The sequence below is a fragment of the Acinetobacter sp. CIP A162 genome, assembly GCF_000367905.1.
GTDB classification, from domain to species: Bacteria; Pseudomonadota; Gammaproteobacteria; order Pseudomonadales; family Moraxellaceae; genus Acinetobacter; species Acinetobacter lwoffii.
Window position 1 is genome coordinate 676,948 of sequence record NZ_KB849159.1, and the last position, 12,643, is coordinate 689,590.

Annotated in this window: 10 protein-coding genes and 1 pseudogene; 7 read left to right on the top strand and 4 right to left on the bottom strand. The window is 43.6% G+C overall.

Annotated features, from left to right (window positions below; genetic code table 11):
• Positions 1-106 precede the first annotated feature (106 nt).
• The 3 genes and pseudogenes from rapA to F995_RS09645 all read left to right on the top strand — a co-directional run bounded on the left by rapA (position 107) and on the right by F995_RS09645 (position 4,292).
• Positions 107-2,944, top strand: a pseudogene (rapA, locus tag F995_RS09635) (RNA polymerase-associated protein RapA).
• A 145-nt stretch (positions 2,945-3,089) separates the two neighbouring features.
• Positions 3,090-3,356, top strand: a complete 267-nt coding sequence (locus F995_RS09640; protein ID WP_004646645.1) for a PAAR domain-containing protein — start codon at positions 3,090-3,092, stop codon at positions 3,354-3,356.
• A gap of 135 nt (positions 3,357-3,491) precedes the next feature.
• The gene (locus tag F995_RS09645; protein ID WP_004646646.1) at positions 3,492-4,292 is read left to right on the top strand and encodes an alpha/beta fold hydrolase; all 801 of its coding nucleotides are present in this window, start codon (positions 3,492-3,494) and stop codon (positions 4,290-4,292) included.
• A gap of 62 nt (positions 4,293-4,354) precedes the next feature.
• On the opposite strand, the gene fabR is transcribed toward F995_RS09645, so the two are convergent.
• Positions 4,355-5,035 (bottom strand): HTH-type transcriptional repressor FabR, encoded by a 681-nt coding sequence (fabR, locus tag F995_RS09650; protein WP_004646648.1) that lies wholly within the window; start codon positions 5,033-5,035, stop codon positions 4,355-4,357.
• 152 nt (positions 5,036-5,187) lie between these two features.
• Between fabR and F995_RS09655 the strand changes: the two genes are divergently transcribed.
• Together F995_RS09655 and F995_RS09660 are read left to right on the top strand one after the other, a co-directional pair.
• On the top strand, positions 5,188-6,252 hold the full coding sequence (locus F995_RS09655) for a flavin reductase family protein (protein ID WP_026055790.1): 1,065 nt from the start codon (positions 5,188-5,190) through the stop codon (positions 6,250-6,252).
• 14 nt (positions 6,253-6,266) lie between these two features.
• Complete coding sequence (locus F995_RS09660) at positions 6,267-7,361, top strand: fatty acid desaturase family protein (protein ID WP_004646650.1); 1,095 nt, start codon at positions 6,267-6,269, stop codon at positions 7,359-7,361.
• 193 nt (positions 7,362-7,554) lie between these two features.
• Here F995_RS09660 and F995_RS09665 read toward each other — a convergent pair whose 3' ends face one another.
• The gene (locus tag F995_RS09665; RefSeq protein ID WP_004646651.1) at positions 7,555-8,208 is read right to left on the bottom strand and encodes an HAD family hydrolase; all 654 of its coding nucleotides are present in this window, start codon (positions 8,206-8,208) and stop codon (positions 7,555-7,557) included.
• Complete coding sequence (locus F995_RS09670) at positions 8,175-9,383, bottom strand: DUF1615 family protein (protein ID WP_004646653.1); 1,209 nt, start codon at positions 9,381-9,383, stop codon at positions 8,175-8,177. Before F995_RS09670 ends, F995_RS09665 begins: the two co-directional genes overlap by 34 nt.
• An 80-nt stretch (positions 9,384-9,463) precedes the next feature.
• On the opposite strand from F995_RS09670, the gene dusB reads away from it, so the two are divergent.
• Both dusB and F995_RS09680 read left to right on the top strand, forming a co-directional pair.
• A complete protein-coding gene (gene dusB / locus F995_RS09675; protein ID WP_004646654.1) occupies positions 9,464-10,489 on the top strand; it encodes a tRNA dihydrouridine synthase DusB in 1,026 nt (341 codons plus the stop codon).
• Between the two features lie 249 nt (positions 10,490-10,738).
• On the top strand, positions 10,739-11,416 hold the full coding sequence (locus F995_RS09680) for a hypothetical protein (RefSeq protein WP_004646655.1): 678 nt from the start codon (positions 10,739-10,741) through the stop codon (positions 11,414-11,416).
• A 55-nt stretch (positions 11,417-11,471) separates the two neighbouring features.
• Here the strand turns inward: F995_RS09680 and F995_RS09685 are convergent, their stop codons facing one another.
• Positions 11,472-12,515, bottom strand: a complete 1,044-nt coding sequence (locus tag F995_RS09685; protein ID WP_004646656.1) for an NAD(P)H-dependent flavin oxidoreductase — start codon at positions 12,513-12,515, stop codon at positions 11,472-11,474.
• Positions 12,516-12,643 lie beyond the last annotated feature (128 nt).

Sequence of the window (12,643 nt, forward strand, 5' to 3'; positions counted from 1 at the left end):
TTTAGTGGGCTTTATGTCAAAATACATTGCTTGAAGGTGTGGAATTTTGCTCCAATGACGTTTCGTGATTGAGCCTAATATTCATAATCTTGTACTTAAGATAAAGGTGGAAAAATTGCAGCAATTTGCTATTGGTCAACGTTGGTTATCAGATACTGAAACAGAACTCGGTTTAGGCGTTCTTATTGATGTTGATGAGCGGTCGGTCAGCATTTTATTCCCGAAAAGCGATGAAACCCGCGTCTATGCACGCAGCAATGCACCCTTATCTCGTATCGTATTTAATGTGAAAGATGAATTACAGGATCAGGAAGGGACCAAGTGGATTGTAGAATCCGTTGAAGACCGCAATGGCGTGGTGCGTTATCATGTCGTTCGTACCTTGGAAGATGGAACTGAAGAACGTAAATCGCTGAATGAAACCCGTATTGGTGCGACCATCCAGCTGTCTAAGCCTCTAGACCGTTTATTGGCCAGTCAGGTTGATTATAAAGAATGGTATGACCTGCGTATTGAAGCACTGCTGATGCAGGCCAATATGCAAAGCAGTCCACTGCGTGGTCTGGTGGGTTCACGTGTCGGTCTGATTCCGCATCAGCTTTATATTGCGCATGAAGTTGGTCAGCGTTTTGCACCGCGTGTATTACTGGCCGATGAAGTGGGTCTGGGTAAAACTATTGAAGCGGGTCTGATCATCCATCAACAGCTGAAAACTGGCCGTTCTGAACGTATCCTGATTTTAGTGCCGGATTCACTGCAATATCAGTGGATGATCGAGATGCGCCGTCGTTTCAATCTTGAGTTCTCGCTGTTTGATTTGACTCGTACGGCATCGATCAAAGAACATGATCCTGAACAGAACCCATTCCTGACCGAACAAAAAATTATTGCCTCTGTCGATTTGATGGTCGACCATGAAGATCTGCGTGAACAGGCACTTGAAGCAGGTTTCGATTTGTTGGTGGTCGATGAAGCGCATCATTTGATGTGGAGTGAAGAAGATGGTGGTAATGACCGTTATGATCTGGTCGAAGAGCTGGCTGAACATACGCCGGGCGTGTTGTTATTGACGGCAACACCTGAACAGCTCGGTGTGGAAAGTCACTTTGCACGCCTACGTTTGCTTGATCCACAGCGTTTTAACTCGCTGGATCGTTTCCTCGACGAAGAAGCACAGTATCAGCATACAGCTAAAATTGCAGAAGTGCTGATGTCAGACATGCCGCTAGAAGCCGAGCATTTAACTGCGATTGAAGCCTTGTTAGGTCATCCGATTGAAGATCAGCCTGAACAGCGTTTCCGTGCCATTCACGAACTTTTAGACCGTCATGGTACAGGTCGTATCCTGTTCCGTAATACACGTGAAGCCATTCAAGGTTTCCCGGGTCGTGACTGTCAGCCGGCACCATTGCCAGCACCAGAAAACTGGTCGAAAGATGGCAAGTTGCGTGAACAGATGTAGCCTGAAGAGGCGCAGCTCGATGGCGCATGGATGGAAGCCGATCCACGCGTGATGTGGCTGATGGAGCGTTTGCGTACCGATTTAAAACACAAAAAAGTCTTACTGATTGCGCGTAGCGGGCCAGTGGTTGAAGCGCTGGAAAATGTACTGCGCTTACATGCCGGTATTCGTACCGCCATGTTCCATGAAGGCATGAGCTTATTAGAACGTGACCAGGCCGCAGCTTATTTTGCTGAAGATTCGTATGGCGCGCAGATTTTACTCTGCTCGGAAATTGGTTCGGAAGGTCGTAACTTCCAGTTTGCCTCTGACCTGATTCTGTTTGACCTACCTGCGAACCCGGACGTGTTGGAACAGCGTATTGGTCGTCTGGATCGTATCGGTCAGGAAAACCGGATTCAGATTCATGTGCCTTATCTGGTGGGAACTGCACAAGAACGTATGTTCCGCTGGTATAACGAAGCGCTGAATATCTTCAGCAATATTTCTCCAGCTGCACAAACCTTGCAAGAAAATTTTATTGTTCGCTTGAAAGACTGTCTATTGGCAGACAAAGGTCAAGATTTTGAAGACCTGCTGGAAGAAGTTAGCGTGCAACGTGAAGCGCTGGAAGCTGAATTGCAGGAAGGTCGAGACCGTTTGCTTGAATACAACTCTTGCCGTCCGGTGGTGGCACAGGAAATTGTCAACGCGCTTGAAGACTATGATGACAATACCACTTTGCCGATTTTCATGAAGCGCTTTATGGCGTCTACGAATATCGACTTTGACGAGCAAAGTAACGGTACAGTGATCATCAAGCCAACCGATCAAATGCAGGTTCAAGGTTTGACGTTGGATGAAGAAGGGATTACAGCGACTTTCTATCGTGATCAGGCACAAATCCGCGAAGATGCGCAATACCTGACACTGGAACATCCATTCACTGAAAGTGTGATGGAAATGATCAATACGCAAGGCTTTGGTAGCACTAACGTTGCGGTACTAAAATCTGCAGCACTGCCACAGGGTTCGGTATTACTTGAAGTATGGTTCAAGGTCGATGTGGTGGCTCCGAAAGCATTGAACTTGCCGTCTAGCTTGCCGCAACAGTTGATTCGTGTCTTGCTCAGTGAAAAAGGTCAGGATCTATCACAAAAGATTGCACCAGAAATCCTGAAACCGTACTTGCATCATTTAGATGGCAATAGTTGCCGTCAGGTGGTGAAAGCACGTCGTGATGTGATTGAGGCACGTTATCAGCAAGCGCTTGAACTGGCACGCAGTGCATTGCCTGGCTTCAAGCAGCAAGCCAAAGAAGTGTATGGCAATAAATGGCAATATGAAATTGATCGCCTGACCTATCTGAAACAGTTCAATCCAAGTATCCGTGAAGATGAAATTGCACGTTTACAAAAGTTGCAGAAAGAAGGTTTAAGCCTGCTGGATGGTCTATCGGTAACACCGGAAGCAATTCAGGTGATGGTCGTGGTCAAGCCTTAAGCTTTACGCAATAAAAAAATGCAGCTTTCGGGCTGCTTTTTTTATAGGCAAAATCCGGGTTTATTATTTTTTTGGTCGGAGAATGCTGGTCTGTTATTTTCCTCCTGTTTAAAATTAGGCTACTGAATAATAAGAATGACAAAGTATGTCAAAAGCACTGATTACCCTTGGCACAAAGACCAGTCATGGCGGCATGGTGACTGAATGCGAACTCTCTTTTTTGATCAATGGTATTGCCGTACATTTAAATGGCATGAAGCATTATTGTCCCAAATGCCAGACTATGGTCACCGCAATTTCCAGCAATTTGTCTATTACTGTCAAAGGACGGGCAGTGGTCATCGCGGGGGATAAGGCCAGTTGCGGCGCGACTTTTCTACCGATGCAACATTTGACTGTATCGCAGAAATAGACTTTAAATTCTGAAGGAATACAGAGAAATGACTTTGAGGTCATGCTTTGAGCATTTTTGCGCTGCCGAATAAATCTTTAAAGCGGTAAGCTCATCTTACGATTTCAGGATGAATACGCACTGCGTTTAAAAATAATGAAGCAAGCCTTACATTTTACCCATGCCAATGGTATCCCTTCGGCAACTTATCGGAAGTTTCTGGACTGTTTTCAGCAAGACTATGAGGTCAAAGCGATTCCCTTTATCGGCATGAACCCACAATATCCAATTACGCGAGACTGGCCTTATCTGGTCGATGAAGTCATTGCAGATATCGAGCAGCAGTTTCCTCAGCAGCAAGTGATTGGCTTAGGACATTCCTTTGGTGGTCTGGTGACCCTTATGGCGGCGTATCGACGTCCCGAACTGTTTTCCAAGCTGATCATTATGGATCCACCATTTGTGATTGGAAAAAACAGCGCCATGTTTGAACTGATCAAAAAGCTGAATCTAAAAAGTGTCGATCGTTATACACCCGCAGGAATTACGCTAAAACGCAAAGATTATTGGTCATCAAAACAGGTCGCTATTGAAGCACTCCGGTTTAACCGCTTATTTAAAAATTTCGATGAGCAGTGTTTTGCTGATTATATCGAGAGCGGCATTCAGCCAGAACCTGAACGTGGTGGGGTGACGTTAACTATTCCAAAACAGATAGAAGCGGAAATCTTCCGGACTGTGCCAGCCTGGTGGTGGAGAACGCCACGCCGACCGCCTGAAGTGCCGATGCATCTGATGACTGCAGAGCAAAGCCAGTTTTATCAGCAGGGGTTGCCACAAGGGATGCACAAGATTTATCGGATTAATTATTCTGTGGTCGAGGGCGGGCATATGTTCCCGCTTGAGTATCCGGAAGCCACTGCAAAGGCAGTCAAAGCTCAACTCGCACTTTTGTAATCATCATAAAAAAGAGACGCTGATTACGTCTCTTTTTATACTAGTTCATGCAAATCGGAAAATTAGCGCAGCTGAGAATCTTCCAGATGACGTGCACCTTCAAGGATCATCCGGATCATGATCATGGTCTGTTCGGCAATTTCTTTGCGGTCTTCGGCAGGCATATCAATCACATTAGCACCCATGTTGAAGACCAGTTGGGTAATGGCTTTGGCTGCAATATCGGGATGAAATAACTTCTTATTGTTTAGGCGTTCCAGACGAATTAAATCTTCCTGAAGTTCCTGCTGAAAATAATTTAATTGGCGTTCCACCGCCTGTTTATAAGATTTGGAACCGGTATAGCCTTCACGTAATAACAGGCTCAGATTGCCTTCATCGGCATCCAGCTGGGCAATAAAGACTTCTACAGAACTGCGGATAATGCTGTTCTGGCGAGAAGCTTGCAGACGTGCTTCATGCAAAATCTGACGCAATACAATCCCGGCACGATCAATCAGCTCAATGGCCAGTTCATCAATATCTTTAAAATGACGATAGAAGCTGTTCGGTGCAATACCAGCTTCACGCGCGACTTCACGTAGACTTAAAGAGGAAATACTTTTTTGTGGCCCAATCAGATTCAACGCAGCCTGAAACAGTTCTTCCTTGGTAATGGTGGCCTTGCGACCGACACTCCGTACGATAATCGGCTCATCAATGCTTTTCGATTGTAATAAAGATGCGTCACTGCTTATTTTCATTGAAGGCTCGTTCATCGATAGGTTCATGCATGAATCATTTTATTATAACCGAGCCAGTCAAGCTTGTGAAATGATTAGAAACAATACGGTTGTATATACAAATATATATACATGTGTATAATAATTAAAAACCCAAGGTGATGTCACAAACGATGCATGTACTGCAAAAACTTAAAATGCCATTGAATGCACTGTCTGATAGTGTAGTTGATCAGCATGCAATTAATTTCTGGATTCAGAAACTCAATCCTGTATGGTCGTTGAATCAGCCATTAGGCAAGATCGTGCATATAGAAAATGCAGCACAGGATATGCTGAGTCTGAAAATTCAAGTGAATCGCTTATTTAAGTTTGGTGAAGCAGGGCAGCATCATCCGGTCTATGTGGTGGTAAACGGCATCCGTTATGAACGTAGCTATAGTTTGACCCGTGTAGATGCGCAACATGTTTTATTGACCGTGAAAAAAGTCAATGCCGGTAAAGTCAGTACCTGGTTGGCAGAACAGGCACAAGTAGGTGATGTGATCGAATTTGGTCAGCCTTATGGTGATATGACCTTGCCTGTGCAGACGAGTCCATTGATCTTGCTTGCAGCAGGGAGTGGTATTACCCCAATGCTCAGTATGCTGGAAAGCTTGAGCAAAAAAGGTGAACTATCTGCACCGGTCACTCTCTGGTACTGGGTTAAAAAAGATCAGGATGCCGCATTTAAAGCACGGTTTGAAGAGCTTGCTCAGAAACATGCAAATTTCTCATTTCATGTGTATGCCACTCAAGAACAGCCAGCTGCTGCACGTCTGGATGAAACCTATCTGACAGATCTGCAAAATCTGGAAAATAGCATCGTATATTGCTGTGGTCCTTCAGGTTTTGTATCTAAAGCAGAACAGCTTTTTGCTCAGGCAAAACAGTTTAAAGGTGAAGCCTTTAGCATGAGTTTGGCGGATCTATCGGATACCGGCTTTATTAATGTCACCCTGACCCAGTCGAAAAAAATTGTCAGCATTCCAAAAGGCCAATCCATTCTAGTGAGCCTGGAACAGCAAAATATTAAACCGACCCATGGTTGCCGTATGGGCATTTGTAATAAATGTGCCTGCAATAAAGTAGAAGGTTCGACCAAGAATTTGGTCAACGGTGCACAAAATACCGAACCCGGCAACCTGCTCAAAATTTGTATTAACTCAGCGCAGACTGACCTTGTCATCGACTTATAAGCGAGTTTTATCTTATGAATATGCCAGTAAAATTACAGTATTTTAAAAATCCTAAAAACCGTGAATTAACCCAGTTTGAACTTGATGAACTTGCACGTGAGCTCGATGCGATTAAGCAAGAAGTGCTAGATGATCTAGGTGAAAAAGATGCGAAATATATCCGTCGTGTCTATTCAACCATTCGTTACTCATCGATTGCCGGTCGCGCCTTATTGTTTGCAGGCTGGTTCCCGCCAGCATGGTTGCTAGGCACAGGTCTATTAGGCTTTGCCAAAATCATGGAAAACATGGAGTTGGGTCATAACGTCATGCATGGTCAATATGACTGGATGAATGATCCTAAACTCAATGGTCAGACTTATGAATGGGATATTGTAGGGACTTCAGACAACTGGCGTCAAACCCATAACTTTAAGCATCATACTTATACCAATATTAAGGGTATGGATGATGATATCGGTTATGGTCTATTACGCTTGTTCCCGGAACAGCGCTGGAAACCGGGTTATTTATTGCAACCGATTTATGCAGTGCCATTCTGTTTATTGTTCCAGTGGGGTGTTGCGATTCAGAATCTTGAATTGGGTAAATACTTCAAAGGTCGCAAAAGCAAAGAGCAGACCAAAGAAGAATGGCGTCCAATGCAGAGCAAAATTGGTAAACAGTTGTTTAAGGATTATGTATTCTTTCCATTGATAGCAGGTCCTGCGGCTTTACCGGTTTTGACCGGTAATATGGTGGCCAATGGTCTGCGTAATATCTGGACCTTTAGTATTATTTTTTGTGGTCACTTTACCAAAGATGTCGAAGTGTTCCCAAAATCGGTACTTCAAAATGAAAGTCGTGGTCACTGGTATATGCGTCAGATCCGTGGTTCATCTAACCTGACCGGTTCTGAAGCGTTTCATATCTTGACGGGTCATTTAAGTCATCAGATTGAACATCATTTGTATCCTGATGTACCTGCACGTCGCTATCGTCAAATGGCACCGAAAGTTCAGGCTGTTTGTGAAAAATATGGTTTGAACTATAACAATGCCAGTCTGGTTAAGCAGTACGGCAGTGTAATTAAACGTATTGTGAAATATGCATTTCCGTTTAAGAAATAATTTTTCTTAAAGCTAAAAAAACCACTTCAAATGAAGTGGTTTTTTTATTTAAGAGGCTAATACTTCAGGAAGTAGAAGTCCTGATTGCGAAGCTATTTAATATGATTTCAAGGCATAAAGTAAAAAAGTTAATCTGCCATTTATAGTATTGTCTAAAGGTGTTTAGTAGATCAGCCAGATAAAATAGAAAGGACTAATATGGCATCGAATTAGATAAAATATTAATTTTTGGAAGCTGTTTATCATGCCCTTCGAGATAACGTTGATGCGCTAGACTCAACATTTCTTCATCCTCCTCACTATTCCCATAAGCATAAATTTCCGCATAATTATCCAGATTATATTTTTCTAGAATTCTAATTTTCTTTTGTGTGTTACTACAGTCAGGGGTTTGATAAAACCCTGTCATTTTCCCAGCTTTGATTTCAACTTCGCTACAGATTAAATCGATATTTAAATAGCTGCAGACCGGTTTTAAATATAAATCCAGAGATGCGGAAACTAGCACCACTTTATGGTCTAATTCTTGATGTTGCCTAAGCTGTTCTAGTAATTTCGGATTTAACTTAAGCATCAATTGTTGTGCATAGTCTTGAGCCAAATGCAGAATTTCCTCTGCATCACTGTCTTTAAACATGCTGACGTACAACTTGGGACGCATGTGGTGTGCTGGATACAGTTTTAAATAATAAGCCTGAATCCACGGCAGAATTTGCAGGCCGCGTTTCACAATATGCCGTTTTCTCAAGGCGTAGAAAATGAACCCAGTAAAACTGTCATGCAGATACAGGGTTCCATCAAAATCGAATAAGACTAGAGTTTTAGGTTTTTGATTTTGCGCATGCATGTTTGATATCGACCATCGACGCGGGTAGCAAACCAGTTGGTATTATAATCACGACTTAATTTTGGTCCGGAAATAACCACTTCAGGCATGATCGCATAAATAGGGTCTTTACCGGTTTTTTCCTGATAGAGCTTGCTGACACCACGATAAGTCATCGTATCTTCAAAGTCTTTATCTTTTTCTTTCTTTAAATCAGCTCGGATTTGACGTTCAGTGATAATAAAATTATTTTTGGCAAAAACACTGATTAACTCACGCTCAGATTGACTCTTCTGCGAACGGATCGCGCCATCTTTAGTATAGAGCAATAAGTCGCCATCCAGATCAAGTTCGGCTTCAGTTAAATCATTTAACATGCTCTGAAAAGCGGCATTTCGACTGGAATACATGCCCGAGTTATAGTCCGCAAAACGATAAATTGGCTTGTCATAATCCGCCGGATACATCATCAGGCGATGAATCCCATAATACAGACCGCCATATTGACTGTAGAGATCGGTACGTAACTCTGCGATATTGCCGCCTTGGCGTTTATGTTCTTTCGCATAGCTGATATGTACCTGCATTGAACCCAAGGTGGTAATTGGATTCATTTTCTCGCCAATATTCTGGCCGACCAGTTTGGCAGCACCAGTCAGGGCGCTAACATGATAATGCTTTGACATATAATCAAATATTTCACGATATAATTCGTCGAGTTCACGTTCGGTTTTGACCCGGCGCATCTGGCTTAAGTAGTTGTCTTCAGGACTCGGATGGTTCTTGAGAACTTCCTGGAAATATCCTGCAACTGTGCCACCAATTGCTTGACCAAGCTTATCTTTGAATTTTTCATCAAGGCGACCTTGGACTTCCTTAACCGCCTTTTCACCCAAACCCGGAACAGTAGGATCTGCAACAAAGTTAGATTCCTGATCAACCACTGCCACAATCGTACAAACATTTTCCTTGGTCTGAGGAATGCCGAGCTGTTCGGTAATGTCATAAATATCTTGTGCCCAAGACTCACGTTGGTTGACACGGTTTGGAATAGCTTTGCGAATATGTTCAACTTCAAGTGTCGGTTCATCATCTTTTGACCACCATGAACCATTGCCACAACCGGCAAGACCCAGAGAAAGTACAAGTACAGACAATGACTTAAAAGAAAAACAAGAAGCGAAAGTTTTATTCATGGTGTCGTAAATTAATTGAAAAGATGAGCGAATAAGGCAGATGCAGTATACTATGCCCATCAAAAAAGTGATGAATTTATATGTATATTGGTCCATATCAACTGTCAAACAATTTGATTGTCGCTCCCATGGCAGGTGTGACCGATCGTCCGTTTAGAACCTTGTGCAAATACTTTGGTGCAGGCCATGCTGTCAGTGAAATGATGACATCTGACAAAACTTTGCGCATGAGTAAAAAGAGCTTATATCGTGCCAATTTTGATGGAGAGCTGGCACCTATTTCAGCGCAGATTGCTGGTTCAGATCCCCATGATCTGGCTGAAGCGGCACGTTATCAGGTGGCCAATGGTGCGCAAATTGTTGATATTAATATGGGCTGCCCAGCCAAAAAGGTCTGTAACCGACTCGCCGGTTCTGCTTTATTGCAGGATGAAGATCTAGTTGCGCGTATTCTGGATGCAGTTGTGGCTGCAGTTGATGTGCCAGTGACCTTAAAAACCCGTCTTGGTTATTTGAACGGCCAGGAAAATATTATACGGGTCGCCAAACGTGCTGAACAAGCCGGAATTGCGGCACTGGCTTTACATGGCCGTACCCGTGAAGATATGTACCTGAATACCGCGCGTTATTCTTTAATCAAAGACGTAAAGGAAATGTTGAAGATTCCCGTGATTGCTAACGGTGATATCGACAGTCCGGAAAAAGCCAAATATGTGCTGGATTATACTGGTGCAGACGCAATTATGATTGGTCGTGCAGCACAAGGTCGGCCCTGGATTTTTCGTGAAATTGCCCATTATTTGAAAACCGGTCAACATCTTGATGCACCGAGTATTACAGAAGTGAAAGATGTTCTATTGGGACATTTGACAGAATTATACGAGTTCTATGGCGAGTATTCCGGCTGCCGGATTTCCCGTAAACATATTGCCTGGTACACCAAAGGACTGCGTTCTAGTAATGAATTTCGTCAAAGCATGTATCAGGTGGAAAATACGGCTGATCAATATCGTGTGGTAGAGGATTATTTTAATGCACTGCTAGAACATGGTTTAACCATGAATGATGTACAAGTCGAGCAGGTGAATTTACTGGAAACCAAGTAATGGCGGGCAAAATTCAGCGAATCAAGTAATATTTTTTGTGTGAAATCCCTACCTTTTTTATCTTGAGCAGGCTGATTTTTGCATTCTGTTTACACTTCAGCCTGTCTAATACATAGCAGCACAGTTTGTTCACTTAAACTGGACAGGACTTGGACATTGCTTACTCAAGCTTCCTCTATGATGAATCTATCCAGATATAAACCAGATGTGATCCATCTTGTTTATCGTCATCATTGAGGGAGATCTGTAATGACAAATACCAATCGTCCAGTCACAGAGTTTAGCCATAAAACGTCAACGGAATTGTCACAAGAGCGCAGTGAAGGCCTGAATATCAATCCGACTGATACTAACGCGCGTCCAGATTTGAATACACCCGTGAAAGATAATCCTCGTGTTCCAGACATGAATGAAGGTGAGGATAATCTGGCTGCGACCAGTGCCGGTACTTTGGGTGGAGCTGCGGTAGGCGCAGTTGCAGGTCTGGTAGGTGGCCCTCCAGGTGCAGTGGTGGGTGGTATTATCGGTGGTGTTGTTGGCGGTATTGCAGGTAATGACATTGCGACACCTGATCATGAGAAACAGGCAGATAATTACCAGCACCCAGAGAACTTGCCTGAGGCAGATAACTATCGACATCCAGATCATTTGAGAGCAGAAGATAATTACTGGAGAGATGAGTATCATAATCGCCCGTATTTCAATGAAACGCGTAGCACATATGGCGATCTAGATTATGATCGTGATTATCGCGGTGCTTACCGGGTCGGTTATGAAAATCGTCCGATGTATGAGCATGATACGGATTTTGACCGTGCCGAACCTGAACTGCGTACCAAGTGGGAACAGTTAAAAGGTGAGTCTCGCCTCAACTGGGAAGAAGCGAAATTTGCAGTTAAAGATGCCTGGCATCGTGTCACACGCTAATTCTAGATAAATTAAAAACCTCTCCATGTGGAGAGGTTTTTTTATGATTCAAGTATTAAAGATGCTTCATTTCCAGTATGAGCTGGTTAATCAGATCGGAAGCTTCCATTTCACGAATCTGTGCCACGTTCGAACCTGCCCAGAATGCACCATAACCTTGATCCCCATGTTTGGCAGCAGCAGCATGTAATTGCTTGGCCAGATCATAAGTATATGGATAAGCCGGAACATCCAGCCGATCGGGTGTATCCACTTCAATATGCCAGTGGTTAATGATGCCGCGTGCAGGACGACCAGAAATACTGGCACTCACTTGAGTAAGTGGCTTGGAAAATAAGGCTTTACGATAAGCATCATTGGCATTGGAAGATTTACACTGCACAAATGCAGTCCCGAGTTGCACGGCATCTGCGCCGAAATCCATCATTTGGCGGGCTTGTTCACCCATCATAATCCCGCCTGCTGCTACAATCGGCAGGGAAGAATGCTGTTTGATTAGCTTCACCAGATTGGAGGTTTTAACTGAAGCATCAAACTTGGTGCTAAAAATCCCACGATGGCCGCCGGCCTCAATACCCTGTGCAATAATAATGTCGATTCCGGCTGCCTCAATAGCTTTGGCTTCGGCATAATTGGTGGCAGATACCATGGTCAGAATCCCGGCCTGTTTTAAGGCTTGAATCTGATGCGGATGTGGAATCCCAAAATGAAAGCTGACCGCTCGCGGTTTGGTTTCCAATACCAGATTCAGGAAGTCATCATTGTCTTTAAAACTTTGATAAATACACTCCAAATGCTCCGGTGCCTGAGCACCATATTCGGCAAATTTATCCTTAAACTGTGCAATCCATGCCTGTGCTACAGCTTCATCTACAGGCACACTCTCATGACAGAAAAAATTGACCTGAAAAGGGCAATCTGTCAGTTCCTGAGTCTTTAAAATCTGTTCTCGTGCAGCCTCAATACTGCTGGCCCCCAGACCCAGTGAGCCCAAGCCGCCCTGATTGGACACTTCGGCAGCAAGCTCAGGTGTAGAGACACCTGCCATCGGTGCCAAGAAAATAGGGTGTTTAATTCCGAGATTTTCTAATAAAGACATAGATTTGCTCCTTGTTATGCTTTTACTTTGCCTTTGAGCACAAAATTAAGCAAATCATATTGGTTATTTTATTTTGAAATACTGCAGCATGGGTTACGTGTTATTTACATTTCTTGCGACACGCTACG

What these genes read in the sequence shown, in the direction of transcription:
- F995_RS09680 (WP_004646655.1), top strand. Translation starts at nt 10,739, where the DNA reads ATGACAAATACCAATCGTCCAGTCACAGAGTTTAGCCATAAAACGTCA.
- fabR (WP_004646648.1), bottom strand. Translation starts at nt 5,035, where the DNA reads ATGAAAATAAGCAGTGACGCATCTTTATTACAATCGAAAAGCATTGAT.
- F995_RS09665 (WP_004646651.1), bottom strand. Translation starts at nt 8,208, where the DNA reads ATGCATGCGCAAAATCAAAAACCTAAAACTCTAGTCTTATTCGATTTT.
- dusB (WP_004646654.1), top strand. Translation starts at nt 9,464, where the DNA reads ATGTATATTGGTCCATATCAACTGTCAAACAATTTGATTGTCGCTCCC.
- F995_RS09655 (WP_026055790.1), top strand. Translation starts at nt 5,188, where the DNA reads ATGCATGTACTGCAAAAACTTAAAATGCCATTGAATGCACTGTCTGAT.
- F995_RS09670 (WP_004646653.1), bottom strand. Translation starts at nt 9,383, where the DNA reads ATGAATAAAACTTTCGCTTCTTGTTTTTCTTTTAAGTCATTGTCTGTA.
- F995_RS09660 (WP_004646650.1), top strand. Translation starts at nt 6,267, where the DNA reads ATGAATATGCCAGTAAAATTACAGTATTTTAAAAATCCTAAAAACCGT.
- F995_RS09685 (WP_004646656.1), bottom strand. Translation starts at nt 12,515, where the DNA reads ATGTCTTTATTAGAAAATCTCGGAATTAAACACCCTATTTTCTTGGCA.
- F995_RS09645 (WP_004646646.1), top strand. Translation starts at nt 3,492, where the DNA reads ATGAAGCAAGCCTTACATTTTACCCATGCCAATGGTATCCCTTCGGCA.
- F995_RS09640 (WP_004646645.1), top strand. Translation starts at nt 3,090, where the DNA reads ATGTCAAAAGCACTGATTACCCTTGGCACAAAGACCAGTCATGGCGGC.